General features: G+C 50.1%; 22 protein-coding genes. 10 read left to right on the forward strand and 12 right to left on the reverse strand.

All coding sequences use genetic code 11. The features are described 5' to 3' along the window. Positions 1-104 precede the first annotated feature (104 nt). From arsJ to Q320_RS0115150, 5 genes are all read right to left on the reverse strand, one after another. Positions 105-1,319: an organoarsenical effux MFS transporter ArsJ gene (gene arsJ / locus Q320_RS0115130; RefSeq protein WP_035853972.1), complete on the reverse strand. Its 1,215-nt coding sequence runs from the start codon at positions 1,317-1,319 to the stop codon at positions 105-107. 147 nt (positions 1,320-1,466) lie between these two features. Then, positions 1,467-1,991, reverse strand: coding sequence for an AAA family ATPase (locus Q320_RS20120; protein WP_051534804.1), 525 nt, complete (start codon positions 1,989-1,991; stop codon positions 1,467-1,469). A gap of 70 nt (positions 1,992-2,061) precedes the next feature. Next, positions 2,062-2,436: a DUF7674 family protein gene (locus Q320_RS0115140; RefSeq protein ID WP_027469698.1), complete on the reverse strand. Its 375-nt coding sequence runs from the start codon at positions 2,434-2,436 to the stop codon at positions 2,062-2,064. A gap of 127 nt (positions 2,437-2,563) precedes the next feature. Then, positions 2,564-3,583 (reverse strand): ArsJ-associated glyceraldehyde-3-phosphate dehydrogenase, encoded by a 1,020-nt coding sequence (locus Q320_RS0115145; RefSeq protein WP_027469699.1) that lies wholly within the window; start codon positions 3,581-3,583, stop codon positions 2,564-2,566. Between the two features lie 24 nt (positions 3,584-3,607). Continuing rightward, positions 3,608-4,096: an arsenate reductase ArsC gene (locus tag Q320_RS0115150; RefSeq protein ID WP_027469700.1), complete on the reverse strand. Its 489-nt coding sequence runs from the start codon at positions 4,094-4,096 to the stop codon at positions 3,608-3,610. An 86-nt stretch (positions 4,097-4,182) separates the two neighbouring features. Between Q320_RS0115150 and Q320_RS0115155 the strand changes: the two genes are divergently transcribed. The 5 genes from Q320_RS0115155 (at position 4,183) to Q320_RS21030 (ending at position 9,082) form a co-directional block, all read left to right on the forward strand. Then, a complete protein-coding gene (locus Q320_RS0115155; RefSeq protein WP_027469701.1) occupies positions 4,183-4,542 on the forward strand; it encodes an ArsR/SmtB family transcription factor in 360 nt (119 codons plus the stop codon). A 5-nt stretch (positions 4,543-4,547) separates the two neighbouring features. Then, positions 4,548-5,609 (forward strand): ACR3 family arsenite efflux transporter, encoded by a 1,062-nt coding sequence (gene arsB / locus Q320_RS0115160; RefSeq protein ID WP_027469702.1) that lies wholly within the window; start codon positions 4,548-4,550, stop codon positions 5,607-5,609. Positions 5,610-5,874: 265 nt separating this feature from the next. Next, complete coding sequence (locus Q320_RS0115165) at positions 5,875-6,366, forward strand: cyclin-dependent kinase inhibitor 3 family protein (RefSeq protein WP_027469703.1); 492 nt, start codon at positions 5,875-5,877, stop codon at positions 6,364-6,366. 177 nt (positions 6,367-6,543) lie between these two features. Further along, the gene (locus tag Q320_RS0115170) at positions 6,544-7,260 is read left to right on the forward strand and encodes a pseudouridine synthase (RefSeq protein WP_027469704.1); all 717 of its coding nucleotides are present in this window, start codon (positions 6,544-6,546) and stop codon (positions 7,258-7,260) included. A gap of 73 nt (positions 7,261-7,333) precedes the next feature. Next, positions 7,334-9,082: a GGDEF domain-containing protein gene (locus tag Q320_RS21030; protein WP_051534805.1), complete on the forward strand. Its 1,749-nt coding sequence runs from the start codon at positions 7,334-7,336 to the stop codon at positions 9,080-9,082. A 59-nt stretch (positions 9,083-9,141) separates the two neighbouring features. Here the strand turns inward: Q320_RS21030 and Q320_RS0115180 are convergent, their stop codons facing one another. Next, positions 9,142-10,350, reverse strand: a complete 1,209-nt coding sequence (locus Q320_RS0115180) for a GGDEF domain-containing protein (RefSeq protein WP_084282689.1) — start codon at positions 10,348-10,350, stop codon at positions 9,142-9,144. 118 nt (positions 10,351-10,468) lie between these two features. Here Q320_RS0115180 and Q320_RS0115185 point away from each other — a divergent pair, with 118 nt between their 5' ends. Further along, positions 10,469-11,407 (forward strand): carbohydrate kinase family protein, encoded by a 939-nt coding sequence (locus Q320_RS0115185; RefSeq protein WP_027469706.1) that lies wholly within the window; start codon positions 10,469-10,471, stop codon positions 11,405-11,407. 54 nt (positions 11,408-11,461) lie between these two features. On the opposite strand, the gene Q320_RS21035 is transcribed toward Q320_RS0115185, so the two are convergent. The 6 genes from Q320_RS21035 to Q320_RS0115215 form a co-directional block, all read right to left on the reverse strand. Next, positions 11,462-12,043, reverse strand: a complete 582-nt coding sequence (locus Q320_RS21035) for a CNP1-like family protein (RefSeq protein WP_051534806.1) — start codon at positions 12,041-12,043, stop codon at positions 11,462-11,464. 55 nt (positions 12,044-12,098) lie between these two features. Next, positions 12,099-13,112: a cation diffusion facilitator family transporter gene (locus Q320_RS20135; RefSeq protein ID WP_051534807.1), complete on the reverse strand. Its 1,014-nt coding sequence runs from the start codon at positions 13,110-13,112 to the stop codon at positions 12,099-12,101. Further along, the gene (locus tag Q320_RS21040) at positions 13,113-14,429 is read right to left on the reverse strand and encodes an ATP-binding protein (RefSeq protein WP_051534808.1); all 1,317 of its coding nucleotides are present in this window, start codon (positions 14,427-14,429) and stop codon (positions 13,113-13,115) included. Beyond that, positions 14,426-15,088: a response regulator gene (locus tag Q320_RS0115205; protein WP_027469707.1), complete on the reverse strand. Its 663-nt coding sequence runs from the start codon at positions 15,086-15,088 to the stop codon at positions 14,426-14,428. Before Q320_RS0115205 ends, Q320_RS21040 begins: the two co-directional genes overlap by 4 nt. A 20-nt stretch (positions 15,089-15,108) precedes the next feature. Then, positions 15,109-15,654, reverse strand: coding sequence for a cytochrome b/b6 domain-containing protein (locus tag Q320_RS20145; RefSeq protein ID WP_051534809.1), 546 nt, complete (start codon positions 15,652-15,654; stop codon positions 15,109-15,111). 137 nt (positions 15,655-15,791) lie between these two features. After that, positions 15,792-16,058 (reverse strand): PepSY domain-containing protein, encoded by a 267-nt coding sequence (locus Q320_RS0115215; RefSeq protein WP_027469708.1) that lies wholly within the window; start codon positions 16,056-16,058, stop codon positions 15,792-15,794. A 180-nt stretch (positions 16,059-16,238) separates the two neighbouring features. On the opposite strand from Q320_RS0115215, the gene Q320_RS0115220 reads away from it, so the two are divergent. The 4 genes from Q320_RS0115220 to Q320_RS0115235 all read left to right on the forward strand — a co-directional run bounded on the left by Q320_RS0115220 (position 16,239) and on the right by Q320_RS0115235 (position 18,873). Further along, positions 16,239-16,484, forward strand: coding sequence for a sulfurtransferase TusA family protein (locus tag Q320_RS0115220; protein ID WP_035853978.1), 246 nt, complete (start codon positions 16,239-16,241; stop codon positions 16,482-16,484). Between the two features lie 415 nt (positions 16,485-16,899). Next, positions 16,900-17,937, forward strand: a complete 1,038-nt coding sequence (gene pyrC / locus Q320_RS0115225) for a dihydroorotase (protein WP_027469710.1) — start codon at positions 16,900-16,902, stop codon at positions 17,935-17,937. 22 nt (positions 17,938-17,959) lie between these two features. Further along, positions 17,960-18,391, forward strand: a complete 432-nt coding sequence (locus Q320_RS20150) for a GFA family protein (protein WP_051534810.1) — start codon at positions 17,960-17,962, stop codon at positions 18,389-18,391. Continuing rightward, complete coding sequence (locus tag Q320_RS0115235) at positions 18,388-18,873, forward strand: hypothetical protein (protein ID WP_027469711.1); 486 nt, start codon at positions 18,388-18,390, stop codon at positions 18,871-18,873. The genes Q320_RS20150 and Q320_RS0115235 overlap by 4 nt, the downstream gene beginning before the upstream one ends. Positions 18,874-18,917 lie beyond the last annotated feature (44 nt).

Here is an 18,917-nt window from a genome sequence, read left to right on the forward strand (position 1 = left end):
CAGAAGGGCCTTACACCGCTCGTGCTGAAAGCGGGCTCAATCGGGGACTGATTTTAGCACGCATTGATTGGCGCTCTGTGCGGGGCGCCAAACGTCGATCAGGTTTACTTCTGCATCTGATGGCGAGGCAGCGCCGTAGAAATGAAGGCGGCGAGTGTGATAAAGGCCGCTGAAATCCACAAACACGCCGCCAAACCTGCTGTTTGGTAAACCCAGCCCGACAACACCGTGCCGATCAGCCGTCCCATTGCATTAGCCATATAGTAAAAGCCAACATCGAGCGAGGCGCCGTCTTCCTTGGCATAACTGACAATCAAATAGCTGTGTAATGAGGAATTGATCGCAAACAGCACACCAAACAATAGCAATCCTCCAATGAGTATTGCCTCCAAGCCATTATCCAGATTGACCCCCATGGCAATACCTGCAGTTAAGATTGCCAACGGAATCGCCCACAGCATCGCAGCGCGGCCATCGGGGACTTGGCCGGATTTTTTTCCGGTCAGGTAAGGCGCGAGCGATTGCACGATGCCGTAGCCAATCACCCAGCAAGCAAAAAACGTCCCCACAGCCCAATCCGCCCAGCCCAAAGTCGTCGCCATAAATACCGGCAGCGCGACCACAAACCACACATCGCGCGCGCCAAACAGGAATAGCCGCGCCGCCGACAAGATATTCACCGCACGACTGCTGGAAAAAATCTCGCCAAATTTAGGCTTGTTCTTCGCCTTGCCCAAATCCGATTTCAGGCTAATCAGGCTAGCAATCCACACGATGAGCAACACGCCCGCCATCGCCCACATTGCACCCGCAAAGCCCAACGTCGCCAGCAATACGCCGCCCAGGAAAAAACCAACGCCTTTGAGCGCGTTTTTCGAGCCGGTGAGCACCGCCACCCACTGAAAGAGTTTCCCTTCCGCACCCGCTGGAACCAGCGTTTTGATACTACTTTTCGCACTCATTTTATTCAAATCTTTGGCGATGCCCGACAGCGCCTGCGCCGCCATCACCCACGGCACCGTCAGCATTGCCGTTGGCACCGTCAACGCCAGCAGGGCGATGACTTGTAAGCCCAGGCCGATATTCATCGTTTTATTCAAACCAATCCGCGCCCCCAGCCAACCACCGACGAGATTAGTCACGACACCAAAAATCTCGTAAAACAAAAACAGCAACGCGATATTCAGCGGTGAAAAACCCAACTGATGAAAATGCAGCACCACCAACATCCGCAGCGCCCCATCGGTGAGCGTAAATGCCCAATAGTTGCCGGTGATGATTAGGTATTGGCGCAGTGGGGGGCTAAGGGCAGCGAGCATAGGTGATCCGATTGTTGATGTATTACTATGTAAGCCATTTAGAATATGGACTACAAGGCAATACATGCTTTATGCATAGTTTATGCAATGTTGAAATGTGATGTTAAGTAGGGTGTAACAACCGCAGGGCGTTACACCGATTCGCTCTCACTGGTGTAATACGCGTAGCTTTTGACCCCTACCGGCTAAAAAATTAACTACGTCACTCTCATGCTGAAGGTGAAAACTTAATCTGTTAAATCTTGAAAAAATCGCTTGATGCCCCTGAAAAGAACAATCGTCGCTTCTAGCGTGGTAAGTCGATGCCCAGTTGATGAGTTTGTTCAATCCCAGTTCGGACTGCTCTCTGCCCATATGATGTCTTTCTGAGCCGCGCTGAATTAGGCGTTGCTTACATATTTCCCAATCCATATCGAGCCAAATTAATAGATCAGACTGAGGTAAATAACGTTCTGCAAGCGAACCAAATACGCCTTCGACAATCCAGTTGTGGTTTTCAAAACTGTGTTCAATTAATTGCGACACCTCTTCGTGGGGACGCTTTTTCTCGAATCCGTTGTCGTCCCAAAATAGCTCATCAAGATGAATGAGTGGCGCTTGAATTGTCTTGGCTAAATGTTTAGCCAACCAGGTTTTCCCGCTTCCACTATTTCCGATAATGACTATTTTCATAAGGCTTTTTTCTATGAGTAAGTGTGTACGTCGTACGATTACGCTGTGCTAATCGTACCTACGAGTCTGGTCAAATTGGTTCTCGCCCATGAAAATTAACATACAACTCTTTTAGAACTTCAGGAAAAATAATCCAATAGTTTTTTGCCTTTGAAGCTGGCACATTCCAAAATAAATTTTCAACAAACGAAACATCGATACAACTTTTGACTTGATTGTCGCCACTGAAATAATGTTCTCTAAAAAACTCAAAAAGTGCTTTGTATTTTTTAGCATCTATCTCATCTAGCATTTCTCGATTAAGCGCGTTAGCAAGACTTTCGAACCAAATAAACACGGTTTCAGAAGTAATTTCATCCCATAACTCTAAGTGCAATTTACCTGCTGTTTTCGAAATATCTGGATATTGAGCTTTAAACTCCACATGCATACTTAGCAAATCCATATAAGACCTCCTGCTGTTCAGCGCGTAGGATAGGTGGAGCGCGTAGGATGGGTGGAGCGAAGCGATACCCATCGACATGGATGATGGGTATCGCCAAAAACCGGCTCCACCCATCCTACTAACTTCATTATTGTGCCAGCCCCACTTGCCGCACCAACTCCGCCGTGCGGTTCACATAGCCCCACTCATTGTCGTACCAAGCGTACAGCTTCAACTGCGTGCCGTTGATGACCATGGTCGATAGTGCGTCGATGATGGATGAACGCGCGTCGCCGCGATAGTCGATTGATACCAGTGGGCGTTCTTCATAGCCCAAGATGTCTTTCAGATACGTTTCCGACGCAGCTTTCAGCAGGCCGTTCACTTCTTCAACCGTCGTCGCGCGTTCCAGCTCGAACACGCAGTCGGTGAGCGAGGCGTTGGTCAGTGGCACGCGCACCGCGTGGCCGTTGAGGCGACCTTTCAGTTCGGGGAAAATTTCGGTGATCGCCGTCGCCGAACCAGTCGAAGTCGGGATCAAACTGGTACCGCACGAACGCGCACGGCGCAGATCTTTGTGTGGCGCGTCGATGATGGTTTGTGTGTTGGTCAGATCGTGAATCGTTGTCATGCTGCCGTGGCGGATGCCAAGCTGTTCGTGGATGACTTTCACGACGGGAGCGAGGCAGTTGGTCGTGCAGCTCGCCGCCGTGACGATGCGGTGAATCGCAGGGTCGAACAAATGATCGTTCACACCGACTACGATATTCAGCACGCCCGCTTCTTTGACCGGCGCGGTGACAACGACGCGTTTCACGCCTTGATCCAAATACGCTTGCAGCAGCGCCGTGGTGCGCATTTTGCCCGAGGCTTCGATGACCACATCACAGCCCGACCAATCGGTTTCAGCGATGGTTTTATTGCACGTGGTTTTGATGCGTGCGATTTTATTAGACGCATCAGCAATCAGAATGTCGTCGCCATCCGTGCTCGCCTCATGCGCCCAGCGGCCGTGTACCGAATCAAAGTTAAGCAAATGCGCCAAAGTCGCCGCGTCGCCTGCTGGGTCGTTGATTTGCACGAATTCAATATCCGGATCACCCCAAGCCGCGCGCAATGTTAAACGCCCCATACGGCCAAAGCCGTTAATGCCTACTTTGATGCTCATTGTGTTCTCTCTTTTGCGATTAATTTATTGCACTTGGCCAATTTCGCTAACGCTGTGTTTGAGCGCTAAGCTATCTAATTTTTCAATCGGCAGCTCAATAAACAGATCCATACGGCGTTTTAATAGCGTTAATGCTTGTTGAAACGCGTGTTGTTGTTTTTCTGCAGGCAGCAGGCTAGGATCTGGAACTCCCCAATGTGCCCTCATCGGATGACCCGCCCAAACCGAGCAAGACTCGCCTGCGGCGGAATCACACAAAGTAAATACAAAATCCATGTGTGGTGCGTCTATACCACTGAATTCATCCCAGCTTTTACTGTACAAACCTGCCGTATTGATACCGATATGCTGCAAGGCATCTAAAGCGAGTGGGTTCACCATGCCGCTGGGATGGCTGCCCGCACTAAATGCTTTGAATTGCCCTTGACCAATTTGATTGAGCAAAGCCTCAGCCATCTGGCTGCGCGCAGAATTTGCCGTACAAATAAACAACACGTGATACATCTTGCTCATGCTCGCTCTCCTTCGGTTAATTCATCAATTGAATGCATGGTAACAATACCAGTACAATATTTCAATTATTGTTGTATAGTTGAAATATGGAAAAATTAATCGCTACGACTATTTTTGAGTCGCTCTCATCGGGTATCCGCCTGGATGTCTATCGTCTATTAGTTCGCCAAGGCCATACCGGCATGGTGGCGGGGGAAATTGCGACTGCGCTTGGCCTGCCGCCGACCAATATGTCGTTTCATCTGAAAGCCATGGCACAAGCCAATGTGGTGACGGTGGAACAAGAAGGACGCTATATGCGTTACCGCGCCAATCTGAGCTTGATGCTGGATTTGATCGCCTATCTGACCGAAGAATGTTGCGAAGGACATCCTGAGCAATGCTTGCCGACCATGCCATCGCCGTGTTCGCCCAGCGAATCAACTTGTTGCCCCAAACCGGAATAAATAGCATGAATGCCCAAGCCTGCGTCGACGAATCAACGGCACACAAAATGAGTTTTTTGGATCGCAACCTCACGCTGTGGATTTTTCTGGCGATGGCGCTGGGCGTTGGGATTGGTGTGGTTTTCCCACAAGTGGCGCAGCTTAATGAAGCCATGACAGTCGGCACGACCAATATTCCGCTCGCCATCGGCTTGATTCTGATGATGTACCCACCGCTGGCGAAGGTGAATTACAGCCTGCTCGGCGAAGTGACGCGCGACAAGCGCGCGATTACGCTGTCTTTAGTGATGAACTGGATCGTTGGCCCAATTTTGATGTTTTTGCTGGCGATCATTTTCTTGCGCGATCAGCCGGGCTATATGGTCGGGCTGATTTTGATTGGGCTGGCGCGTTGTATCGCGATGGTGCTGGTTTGGAACGACATTAGCGGCGGCAGCAAAGAATACGGCGCAGCCTTGGTGGCGCTCAATAGTGTGTTCCAGATTATTACTTATAGCTTTATGGCTTGGCTGTTTATCACCGTGCTGCCGCCGCTGTTTGGCCTGCAAGGCTTTGCGCTGGATATTACGATTTTGGACATTGCGCAAAGCGTGCTGATTTATCTGGGGATTCCATTTCTGGCGGGATTTCTCAGCCGAAAATGGCTGGTCGCAGCGAAGGGCGAAGCTTGGTACAACACGGTATTTATCCCGCGTATTTCACCGATCACGCTGATTGCTTTGCTCGCGACCATCGTGCTGATGTTCAGCCTCAAAGGTGAAATGATTGTCGAGCTACCGATGGACGTAATCCAAATCGCTATTCCGCTGATTATTTACTTTATGGTGATGTTCTTTGTGAGCTTTTTCATCGGCAAGAAAATGGGGCTGCCTTACGATCAAAATGCGTCGATTGCGTTTACATCGACGGGCAATAATTTTGAGCTGGCGATTGCAGTATCGATTGCCGTGTTTGGCCTCAATTCCGATCAAGCCTTTGCTGGCGTGATTGGCCCCTTGGTTGAAGTGCCAGTGCTGATTGCCTTGGTGAATGTCGCACTTAGAATGAAGCGCAAGTACTACGCTTAGCTCCTCGTTTTGCGAGGCCATATCGTATTGAGCGTTACATACAAACGATAATATTTATTTACCAGATTAGGTATCTTCTTCAGAAAACCAAAAAACACAATCAATTCGTCATTCCCGCGAAGGCGGGAATCCAGTTTGCGCAGCTGGATCCCCGATTAAAACACTCGGGGATGACGCCTCTTCTGAAGAAGCATAATCAGGTCTATTCAAGCCTTACCCACATCCACATCGCGATGATTTCGCTGTTTTATTTTTGGAGAAACCTTTGACACACCCTTACGACCTCATGCCTTTGCCTGAAGGTGGCGGATTAATTTTTACACCTTGCCCTGGCACCAAAGAGGCGGATTTACGTAGTGCCTTGCAAGATTTACAGGCCGCTGGTGCCGCCGCAGTCATTACCTTGATGCCGGATCACGAAATGCAAGCCAACGATGCGGCGGATTTGCCTGCAGCTTGCGCTGAATTAGGTATGACGTGGTTTCATTTTCCGATTGAAGATGATTCGGCACCGACTGAGGTTTTCGAGGCGCAGTGGACGCAATCTAGCGCTGCAGTTTTGCAAATGCTGGCGAATGGCAAAACGATTGCGGTGCATTGCAAAGGCGGATCTGGCCGTACAGGGTTGATGGTGGCGATGATCTTACTTAAACGCGGTGTTTCTCTGGCTAGCGCGACGGCGCAAGTACAAAGCCTGCGGCCTAAAGCACTGCAAATTCCCGCGCATATTGCGTATTTGAATCAGCAATCAACTTAAAGTCGGTGCGGACTGGCTGCGTTTTTGCTTAAAGCGCAGCCAGTCCGCATATATTCAAGTCGTTTTCTCAGCTTGTTTTCAGTGTTTCTATTTTGGTGCTGTGGATTTCATCTGAATTGATTTCACGCGATTGCCGTTGCGCCTTACAATGGCGCATCCATTTGCTTGAGTTAGTCTATGAAAAAATTATCGCTCGATAAAATCCTGCAAAGCCAAGGCTTTGGTTCGCGTAAAGGTTGCCGTGATTTAATCGAAGAAGGCGAAGTTTCGATTGATGGCGTGGTGATTACGAAATGGAAAACTGAATACGAGCCACAAGGTTTGGTGTTTCAAGTTTTCGATGAAATCTGGGAATACCGCGAAAAAGTTTATCTGGTGCTCAATAAACCCAGCGGTTACGAGTGCTCGCGCAAACCAACGCATCATCCTGCCGTATTGACTTTATTCCCGCAAAACATGGAATGGCGCGATGTGCAGCCGGTGGGGCGACTCGATCACGATACGACGGGGCTTTTGCTGTTGTCGGACGATGGCAGCTTTATCCACGCGCAAAGCTCACCAAAACGTCACCAACCCAAAACTTATATTGCGACGACGGCTGAGCCGGTGAGCGATGAATTGGTGCGAGATTTATTGGCTGGCGTGAAATTGATTGATGAAAATGAGCCGATTGCGGCTTTGGTGGCCAATCGTCTTAGCGAAAATCAAATCGAAATGGTGCTTGAGCAAGGCAAGTATCATCAAGTGAAGCGCATGTTGGCGGCCGCTGGTAACCATTGCAGTGCTTTATCACGGGTGCAAATTGGTGGATTGAAATTGGCGGATTTAAATTTACCTGAAGGCGAATGGCGCTATCTGACTGCCGAAGAGTTAACACTTTTGCAACGAGAGTAAGCATTTCCTGCTGAAATCTACGGTCGGCGGTGCACATTATCTATACTGCGATTTTTGACTATGGATTAAAGCAATGGGTGTGATGCAGCGAATTTTGGCCTATTGTCTGCTTGGCATGACTGCGCTGCTGATTGCAATGGGCGGCGCAAGTTATGCGCTGATTGCGCATCTAGAAGCGCAGCAAGTGACTGCGACGCTCAATGCCCTCAAGCTACACACTCAGGCTCAGTTTGCACTGCTGGGAGACATTATCCGGCAAGAAGAATTGAGTCTGCAGTCTCATTGGCACAGCGCGCTACCTGCTGTTTTGCAGCAACTTAATCCCGATCCTTTTGCCGCATCACCTCAAGCATTAAGCCAAATCGCCCAAGATTTGCACGTTGATGCGGTGTATCTGATTAATCGGGATGCACAAATTGTGGTCGGTAGCATCAGTCAAGAACGCGACTTAAATTTGGGTACGGTGTCTAGCGTGCTGGGTGATCAGCTCAAGCAACAGATTGGTTCCGGTCAGCACATCAAGCATCATCTTGGCGTTTCGCTTAGAACTGGCCAATTGATGCTGTATCACTACTACGCGCCAGAAGGGCAAAATTATTGGCTGGAAACGGCGGTGGCACTCAAGCCTTTTTTGCAGCGGCAGCACGTTTTAAGCAACCGTTATCCACTGTTTGAAGCTTGGTTTAAAGCGGGTGCAGGCGGCGTCTTACCGATAAATAAAATTGATATTCTGCTGCAGCGCGAGACGGGCAATTATTCGATATTGACTGAGCGCATTGTTGAGCAAAAGGCCGCCACGGGATCTGCAGCACCCACCGAGATAGCGCCGGCCGCGCTGCAAAATCAGCAAGGGCATTATTCGATTGCGCTGCCGCTGGGCGAGGATATGGCTTTTGCCAATGCGGTGCTGGCTGTTGATTTAGACCTGTCGGCATTTCAGTCCGCCAAACGCACTGTGCTGATAGTTTTGCTGCTGCTGTGGTTGATTGCAATGGGTGCGACCACGTGGTGGCTGCGGCGGAGCGGGCGGCAGATCATAGCGACAGCGGTGCATGTATTAAAGCAATACGCTGTTGGGCAGCAGCCAAAAGAGTCTTTGGGCACTTGTTGGTTGCCATTGCAACAGTACGCTTTGGCGCAGCAGCATGAATTGTCGGAGCTGGCCAGATTGCAGCGTGTTGAGCGCACCGAAGTGGCGTATGCGCAGCAGCAAAAAACGCAATCGCTGGAGGCCGAAATAGTTCGCCGTCGAGACAGCGAAGCGACGCTGGCCGAATTAAGGTTGGGCTTGGAAATGGCCAATCGGCGTTTGATCGAAGTGAATACGAGTTTAATTCATGAAGCTGAAACAGACCCGCTGACCAGTTGTGGTAATCGGCGCATGTTTGAGCAAATGGCGGCGGCAGAAATCTCGCGGGCGATTCGCTACGCGCATCCGGTGTGTTTATTGATGCTCGATATTGATTTTTTTAAGCGAGTGAATGATGAATTTGGTCACCCGATGGGCGATCAGGTTTTGATTTATTTAGCTGATTTACTGCGCAAACAAATTCGCCCGAGTGATCGTTTATTCCGTTGGGGCGGTGAAGAATTTGCGCTATTGGTGCCCGGTGTTTCGCTGGAGCAAGGGCGAATTTTGGCGGAAAAATTGCGCCAAAGCGTTGCTGATGCGGTGTTCCCGCATCAAGTTCCGCTCACGATTAGCATCGGCGTAGCGCTATTTACCGGAGAGGCATCGGTCGATGATTGGGTTAAGCGCTCAGATACCGCGCTTTATGCTGCCAAAACTAAGGGTCGTAATCGCGTCGAGCTGGCTGTTTAGCAACGGTATCGTGGTTTTAAGTTGGGCTGAATACAGGTGATTTTGTTAGGTATTGCCAGCTATGCAGCTTCTGGCAATCCATCCATAGCAATACCCTTGTTGCTATGAATTTTATTCAGCAGTGCCCCAACATCTTGTTGGCTTGGGGCTGTTTTGCTAGGGGTGCTGGCCGCTTTGCGTTTTTGGATTTCAGTTTGCACGCTATGAAGTAATTCATACACCGTGTCGCCATTCTTACCCGCTTTGACCATATTCACCACGCAGTTGAGGTGAAAGCTGCTATCGCTATGCTCGATTTGCAAAGCATTTATCGCTAGCTCGATTTCGAGCATCATATTGCGAATTTGCTGCATTGGTAGATTGCTACATAGCAAAATAAAATCATTGCCAGTAAAGCGCCCAATAGATAGACCGCTATCGCCTGCGATGTCTTTCAGTACGCGGGCGGATTTGCGTAGCGCCATGTCGCCAGCAGCAAAACCATAACGCTGATTGATTTCCTGAAATTGCCTGAGATTCACAGCAATCATCGCAAACGATTGTTGGTATCGTTGCGCGCGGCGCAGTTCGCGAATCGCGCTTTCTTCAATACCACGGCGATTCAGCAGGCCGGTCAGTGCGTCATAGCGAACCAGCTTAATCAGCCGAGTGTGCAATCGATGCGAGAGCGCATTGTGGTAGCAATAAGGCAATGCCAGCTGACCCACCAAGAGCGTAATTAATAGCGTGAGATGCAGGTTTTCGCTCGGTACAAGGTAAAGCCCAATGACGAAAAACAGCGTAGAAAAAACCACCAGCACCGCCATCAACAAGCCGCGCGGCATGGCCCATTGTTCATCGTTATCGGCGTGCCGAGTTTCAAAAGCGATCATGAGCCACAATGGCACAGTGAGTAAGCAAAGTAGTCGTAATGTGGCTTGTGTAGTGAGCAGGCCAGTCCATTGAGCCAGCAGTAATACGGCAGCAACACCCAAGCTGCTTGCCCACCAACCCAGCAAAGCCGGGCGCGCAAAGAAACGCCGAGTTCCAGCCAGCAAGATGAGTAGACCGCAGACCCAGATCAGACCCGCTAGGGTCACAAAGGCCGTATCGAGCAGTAGAACGAAAGCTATGCCGCCCGCCGCCAGTAGGCCACCGCCGTAGGAGATCGTGCCTAGGCCGCGTTCGGAATGATGGGCGCGCGCCAACAGAGCGTATTGGCCGATGGCCAGACCGCCCGAAATCAGCATTACCCAGAATAAAATAGTGAATGAAAGTGAAAATTCCATAGCAGAAAACTACAGGAAAACCCTAGTGTCGTGGAGCATGAGCAGATAGATGGTGAATGTATGCAGACAGAATGCAACGAATGGTTATAATTCGGCCATTCACTCTGGAGAAACAATAATGTCTGCACTGATTTGCGGCTCGATGGCTTATGACACGATCATGGTTTTCCACGATCAATTTAAAAAACATATCCTGCCAGAGCAGATTCATAAGCTATCGGTGTCTTTCTTTGTGCCAGATATGCGCCGTGAATTTGGTGGTTGTGCCGGTAATATCGGCTATACGCTAAAAATGCTCGGTTCAGAACCGTTGATTATGGCGACTGTTGGTGCTGATTTCGCACCGTACGCGCAGCGCCTAGACGCGCTAGCGATCCGCCGCGATTTCATCACTGAGCATGGCGATTTCACCGGCCAATGTTTTATCACGACTGATTTGGACGACAATCAAATCAACGCTTTTCACCCTGGTGCAATGGGCGTTTCGCACTTGAATCAAGTGAGCGACGTGAAAGAAGCGATTCAAATCGCAATTGTGTCGCCAGACGGCAAGCAAGGCATGCAAGAACATTGTGCGCAATTGGCCGCCGCTAAAATCCCGTTTATTTTCGATCCGGGCCAAGGCATGCCGATGTTCAGCGGCGAAGAGTTGCTTGAATTGGTGAAATTGGCTGATTATTTAACGCTGAACGATTACGAAGCCGAAATGCTCGTCGAGCGCACGGGTTTAAGCTTGGCGCAATTGGCCGAGCAAGTAAAAGCCTTGGTGGTGACTTTGGGCGCTGAAGGCGCGCAAATTTACGCCGATGGCGTACGCCATGACATTCCAGCCGTACCGGCAGCAGCAGTGCTTGATCCTACCGGTTGCGGCGATGCATTCCGTGCGGGTTTGCTGCACGGCATGATGCAAGGTTGGGATTGGCCAACGACAGGTCGTTTGGCCAGCTTGTTGGGTAGCATTAAAATCGCACAACGCGGCGGGCAAAATCACCAATTCACGCCGGCTGAATTAGCCGAACAATATCTGGCCGCATTTGGCAGCGCTTTGCCGCAATAAAGAGAGTGTGGGTTTGGTGGATAAAAAAAGGGCAGCTCGGTGAGCTGCCTTTTTTTATGATTGATTGCGACAACCCATGCAATTACCCGCTTTATTATCACGCGTGAAATCCTTGCGTATTGTTTCTACCGGCCAAGGATCACCCATTTTGCAGAAGTCTTCTGACAAGCTACCTTGCCATGCATTGTGCTGATTTTTGGTGAGCATTTTCCAAGTGACTTTACTGTTTTTCGTCCAGCCATTATCCGCATTGCCCCACGCATAAGTGCGATATTGATTGGTTTTGCAGTCGATGCCTTCAAACAAAGTATTTTTATTGCCACCCGCTTTCGGCACCACGGTAATCACGTAGCGAACGATATTGTCTTTGCCTACAGTCAGGCTATCGAGCGACAGGTAGTAATGATTGGTTTTTACTTCCTGATGAAACTTAATCGGCGCCCAATCTTTCAGTTGCGTGATCTCAGGAAACTGGAAGTCCTGCTCTTGTGGGATAGGAATTTCGGCTTTTTTGCCGCTGAAAATATCTTGGAAGCGACCTTCACCGGCTTCCATCCCTTCTGGCGTGTGTGCGTCATATTCTGCTGCGTGGGTGAGCCCAGCCAGCAAAGCGGTCAATAGCAGAAGTTGGCGCATCAGATTTTTCCATCCAGTAAAAGTGGGCACATCGTAGCAAGCATCAGCCAGCGGCTCAATGCTCTATTCGGTGAATAGGTACGATTTTACCATCTAGCTCGCTGATCCATGCCGGTTGTAGCGTCACATGATCAATGCCGTAATCTTTCTCTAGCATTTGATTGAGCTGCAAAATCAAGCTTGGCCAAGCCAATGGCTCGCTAATAATCAGATGTGCCGACAGCGCTTTACGCTTGCTGCCTATGCTCCACACATGCAAATCATGCACTTCAACAATCCCTGGCACCGCTGAGAGCTGCTCACCGACTTGATTCAGATCGATGCCATCGGGCACGCCTTCCATCAATAAATGCGTCGATTGGCTGAGCAGATTCCAAGTCGAGCGTAAAATCAGTAGTGAAACCGCAATCGATAAAATCGGATCAATTGGCATCCAGCCGGTGTAATAAATCACCGCGCCAGCAGCAATCGCAGCGACCGAGCCCAGCAAATCGCCCAGAACGTGAATCAAGGCCGCGCGGCTATTGAGATTATCGTGGTCGTGCGACAGCTGCCATGCTGAGAACACATTCACCAACAAACCAATCACCGCAATGACCATCACGCCCATACCGTTGACGGGTTGTGGGTGCAGCAAGCGTTGTACGGCTTCAACGATAATCCACACCACCAGCGCGATCATGGTCAGGCTATTCACCAGCGCGCCGATTAGCTCTGCGCGCGCATAACCATAGGATTTTCCGGCATTGGCAGGGCGTTGCCCAATCACATTAGCAATCAAGGCTAGTAGTAGCGCAGCGCTGTCGGTCATCATATGGCCGGCATCGGAAATCAGCGCCAAAGAGCCTGACCAAAAACCACCCGCAAGCTCGATAAACGCAAAACCAAACGTCACGACCAGTGCAAAAATCAGCCGTTTTTGCGACGTAGGCACCGCATGATCGTGGTGGTGATGGCTGTGATCATGGTGATGATCATGCCCCGCATTGTGCCCATGCGGTCGGTCATGCGGATGAGGGTGTTGCTCGCCTTCGGGGAAGTTGTGATTCGTATGTGGGGCGTAGCTCATTTATGACATTTCCTGCTTAAAAATAAGTTCAACACAAAATCCGCCGGCGGGCTGATTGCTAAAATGCAGTTGGGCTTGATGCAACTCGGCAATGCGTCGCACGATCGACAGCCCCAGCCCCGCACCGGGTTGACTTTGTCCAGCTGGGCGATAAAAGCGTTCGCTCAAACGCGCCAAATCTTCCTCGCTGACGCCTTTGCCATCGTCAGTGATGCGTAATATTGCGCCATCAATGGTGATTTGAATGTTCGCGGCAACACCCGCGTATTGCTGCGCGTTATCGAGGATATTTCTGAGTAGTAAACCGAGCAAAATGGGTTGGCCGATTAAGTGGACTGGGTTCTGGATGCTTAAATGTGCCGTATCAACAGGAAGCTGCGCTTCAATCAGCGCGGTTTTGGCTAAGTCCGGCAAGGAAATCGCTTCAAAACTCGGCGACTCGCCGTGTTCAAGGCGAGCGAGTGCAAGGAGTTGCGCCACCAAACGCGTGGTGCGATCTACGGCGATCAGCGCTTTGCCAAGTGCTTTCTCACGCGTTTCAATCCGTGGACTGCTTTGTGCTAATTCAATTTGCACGCGTAAACCGGCCAATGGCGTGCGTAATTCATGCGCGGCATCGGCTGTAAAGCGCCGTTCGCGCGCTAAGGTATCGCTGACTTGGGCGAAAAGCGTATTGAGGCGATCGCGCAGCGGTCTAATTTCACTGGGCACTTTCGCATCCAGTGGATTGAGGTTATTGGGTTCACGCTGCGCCAATTCTGCGGTGACGATATTGAGTGGTTTCAGGCCTTGGCGAATCGCAAAATACAAGAGTGGCAGTAAAATCAGCAAGGCCCAGAGTGCAGTTTCGAATAAATGCTCGCTCAGTTCTTGTGCAATTTTGTGCTGATTTTGCTGAGGTTCGCCGACGATCAACTGACGCTCATGATCTTGCCGCACGGTGATTTGCCAAGTTCTGCCTTGGTGTTCGATTGAATAAGGATGTTTGCTCGCACCGGCTTGTCGTGGAAACGGGTGCTTTTGGCTACTGATCAGCAGATTGCCATCGTCATGATGCAAGGTGAACGCCAGTACGGTGCGTTTGCTGTGTTCTTGAGGTGTGGATGATTTTAAGTCGTCTTCATCCCCCAAATTTTGCCACAACATATCGGCGTAGGCAGTAAGTTGGCGATCAAGGACTTCGGCGGTTTCTTTGCGGGCTTCATGCAATAAAACCGCACCAAAACTGAGCCATGCGCAAAGCGTGGCGAGCAAAACGAGTAGCGTTAAGCGCGTTGCAAGCGAATGCTGTAACCAATGCTGAATCCGTTGTTTCAATCGGCCTCCAAACGCCAGCCTAAATTGCGCACATTTCGAATCACGTCATTGCCGAGTTTTTTACGCAAATGCGATAAGTGGACATCAAGCGTATTACTTTCGACCTCACCCTGCCAGCCGTAGAGTTTTTCATCAAATTGGCTGCGTGATAGATAGTGCGGGCTTGTGGCCATTAAAAGATGCAACAGCTTAAATTCCATCGCCGTTAAATCCAGCGCCTCGCCGTTTTTGCTGGCGGTTTTATGGATGGGATTAAGCCGAATGTGTTGCCAGATTAAGTTATTTTCACTGCGCCCTTGCGCGCGGCGCAGCAATGCATGAATTCGCGCCACCAGCTCACCCAGCGCAAAGGGTTTGATTAAATAATCATCAGCCCCCGCATCAAGGCCTTTGATGCGATCTTCAATTGAATCGCGTGCAGTGAGCAGCAACACGGGTAAATCGCCCAAATGCCGCCGAATCCACGCCAATAAATCGAGTCCACTCAAACGTGGCATCGCAATATCGAGTACGACTAAATCAAAACTCTGCTCAGTTTGCAGCGCGCTGCGACCGGCTTCGCCATCTTGTAACCAATCGACGACAAAGCCAGCATCAATCAAGCCATCTTGGATGCCTTCGCCAAGCAATTGATCGTCTTCAACCAGTAAAATACGCATTCAGTATTTTCCGATATGGATTAGGTATTTGCTTCTATAGATTTGCTAGCAAGTTCTGGGCGCTTATACCCATGAATCATAGCGGCAGGCAGGTTTTCTTTATGCCGCCAGCTTTCAAAAATCGCCGCTGCAATATGCAAGCCAATGCCGGCAAGTAAAGTATACGCGAGGATTTCATGCAGTTCTTCCAGCCACTCTTCGCCAAAATAAGCATCGGTTCCCATCATATAGCCCGTCGTTCCCAGCGCAATGACCATCAGCAATAAAAACAGCATCATCACCGCGCCCGCTGGATTGTGGCCGAGATAGCGTGGATGTTCGCCGCGCAATTGAGCGCGTACATAGCTGAAAACTCGGCTCGGGGTTGGAAACCAATTGCTAAACCGCGCATGCTTGCTGCCAATAAAGCCCCAGAGGATGCGGCTGCACACAATCCCTAGCGCGGCGTAGCCTTCCCAGCGATGAATCAAATCACCACCTTCGTTAATAAAATTGCCCAATACCGCAATCGCCAAGCCCCAATGCAGCAAGCGTACAACGGGATCCCACACTTTGATTTTATTCATAATCAGTTCGCTTTATTGGGTATTGCTCTGTAGCCATTTTTAAATAATGGCTACAGAGCAATACATCAATTGAGTATCCATGCAAAAGTTTGATAGCAAGGCGAGGTAACGATGCAAGAAAACCTTTGCTGATTTAATTAATCAATCTCAGATTTAACGATGGCGAGTGTTTTGGTATCGAAATAAACTTCGGCTTTTTTGCCTTCTTTATTGTGGCCGTAGATTTCGTAGCATTCGCCAGAGGTTTTGAATTTTTTGATTTTGTAACCCATCGCTTCGATTTTGGCTTGCGCATCAGCCGGTTTGAGCCATTCCGCTTTTGGGTTTTTCGGGCAGTCCGCGCTGGCAAAGCTCAGTGAAGAAGCAGCAATCGTAGCTACTGCAAATAAAGTAATGAGTTTCATGGTCTTGCTCCAAGTGGTTTGTTGAGACAACGAATGCATTGGAACATGCGCGACTTAAGGGAAACTTAAGCCTGACTCGTGGTTTTGGCCGTTCGTCAGCAGACCTATAGGCATTCGATTCATCACAACAGCACTTGACGAGCTTGGTACAATGGCTTTTTTGCCCGTTTGGATTGCGCCATGACTGCTCGCATCGCCCCACAGCAAGTTGCTGATTTGTCGGGACTCAACTGTCCCTTACCGATTTTGCGCACCAAAAAAGCCTTGGCGACAATGGCGGGTGGCGACGTGTTGCAAGTAACGTGCACCGATCCTGCAACGCCGACCGATTTCGCCGCATTCTGCCGCCAAACGGGGCACGAGCTGATTGAACAATGGAATGAAGACGCGAAGTTTTTATTTCTGATTAAAAAACGACCAGATTAATTAAATATGGCAGTGCTTGGATTCGGTGTTGATGCTGTGCCGCGATGGTTGAGTTGGGGCTTAAAGTCCCTTGTATCACGCCGAGTGAGGAACAAGCGGGACGGGGTTTTTGCGATCAATGTTTGAGCGAGGCCGATGCTTTTGCCTTTGAGGCCGAACGAGTTTTGAGCGCAACCGCCTCGATTGTCCGCAGCGAGGGAATCCGACGAAGTCGGACGCAGATACTAGGGCGGCCTTCTTTTGCTTACTTTTCTTGGCCGTTCAAGAAAAGTCAGTGCCGCGCGGCATTAGCGCGACCATGTTAAATAGAGAATCGGCACGTAATCTGAATATCGCCATTAATCTTGATGTATATGAATCTAGCCATTTATAGAAAAAGGCTAGCTGGTAATACCCATTGAAAAGGACTCAAACCATGACTCAAACCATTACCATTGCCCGCCCTGATGATTGGCATTTGCACCTACGCGATGGCGCGGGTTTGGCGAGCGTGCTGCCACATACAGCGCGTGAATTTGGCCGCGCGATTGTGATGCCGAATTTAAAACCGCCAGTGACGAATGCCGTGTTGGCCGGTGAATACCGCGAGCGGATTCTGGCGGCGTTGCCAGTAGGTATGTCGTTCCAGCCCTTAATGACGCTTTACTTGACTGACAATACCACCCCAGCCGATATCGTTGCCGCCAAAAACTGTGGTTTCGTGCATGGTGTGAAATTGTATCCAGCGGGCGCGACGACCAATTCGGATGCGGGCTGTACCAATATTAATAATGTGTTGCCAGCGATTGAGAAAATGGCCGAAGTCGGCCTGCCGTTCTTGGTGCATGGCGAAGTCGTTGATGCGGAAATCGATATTTTCGACCGCGAAGCGGTGTTTATCGACCGCGTGATGCAGCCGCTATTGGCCAAGTTCCCGAATCTGAAAGTCGTTTTTGAGCACATTACGACTAAAGACGCAGCTGATTTTGTCGCTAGCAGCTCAGCCAATGTCGCCGCGACCGTCACCGCGCATCACTTGCTGATGAATCGCAACGCAATGCTGGTCGGCGGAATTCGCCCGCACCTGTATTGCTTGCCCGTGCTGAAACGTGAGTTGCATCGCAAAGCCTTGGTCGAGGCGGTGACGTCAGGTTCGAGCAAATTCTTCCTTGGCACCGACAGCGCACCACACGCCAAAGGCGCGAAAGAAACCAGCTGCGGTTGCGCTGGTATGTATACCGCCCACGCTGCGTTGCCGCTGTATGCCGAGGCTTTTGATTTGGCGGGCAAGCTCGACCAACTCGAAGCCTTTGCCAGCTTGAATGGCCCCGCGTTTTACGGCCTGCCAGTGAGTACCGAGAAAGTCACTTTGCTTAAAGAAAGCTGGGTCGTGCCGAGTGAATACCAATTCGCTGATAGCGTTGTTGTCCCATTGCGCGCGGGCGAATTGATTCAATGGAAACTGGCGGATTAATCGAAAAAGGCAGGAGGCATTGATGCAACAAACTCATTACACCGGCTCCTGCCTCTGCGGCGAAATCCAGTTTGCAGTAAGCGAGCTAGATCGCGAAATGGCGCATTGCCATTGCACGATGTGCCGCAAGTTTCACGGCGCGGCGTTTTCAACTTTTGCATCGGCCAAGGACTTTCGCTGGTTGGCTGGTGAAGATTTTCTCGCCAGCTATATCGGCAACAATGGCTCGCAGCGCCAATTTTGCCGCCAATGCGGTAGTAGTTTGACGTTTCGCGCTGCTGGTGCGGAGCATTTTGAATTTGCACTAGCGGCACTCGACACGCCGATTAGTGAGCACCCCGACGCGCATGTCTGGGTCGACAACCGTGCCAACTGGCACAACATTACCGACGATTTGCCGCAATTTAGCGGCGGACGTGGCTGCGAATGCCGACACCAACAGGAAACCCCATGAGCACTATTATTCATCGCAGTTGCACCAGTCCAGGTTGGTGGATTGCTGGTTTCGTTCTGCTAGCCGCAGCTTGGTGGGGCTTGCCGCTGATTGAGTCGGATCAGTTTGAAAACCACTTTTTTGGCTTGTTTTACTATTCGATTTTGGCCGGTATCGTGCTGTTTTGGGCTTTGCCGAGTGAGCAGCGTTTTGAGAATGGTCAGTTTGAGCGCCGTTTTTGTTTGCTGGGCGTATTGCCAATCTGGAAAAAATCTACGCCACTGACTGCCTTTAGCGAAATCCACTTCGAGCAAGACCCCAATCTGTTTCGCAAAGATACGGTGTGGGTGATGGTGGCAGGGCTTGGAGAAAATGCTGAGCGCTTTGCATTTGCCAATTTCTCGGCGACGGTCGCTAATATCGAAAAAGCGAAGGAAATTGCACAGGCTTTGTCGGTGGCGACGGGCTTGCCAATTAAATACTCAGAAGACGAAACCGTTTAATTGTTTTGGCATATTGACAACAAGTAGGCTAATTCATGGATTTT

It is taken from the genome of Deefgea rivuli DSM 18356, assembly GCF_000620145.1.
GTDB lineage: Bacteria > Pseudomonadota > Gammaproteobacteria > Burkholderiales > Chitinibacteraceae > Deefgea > Deefgea rivuli.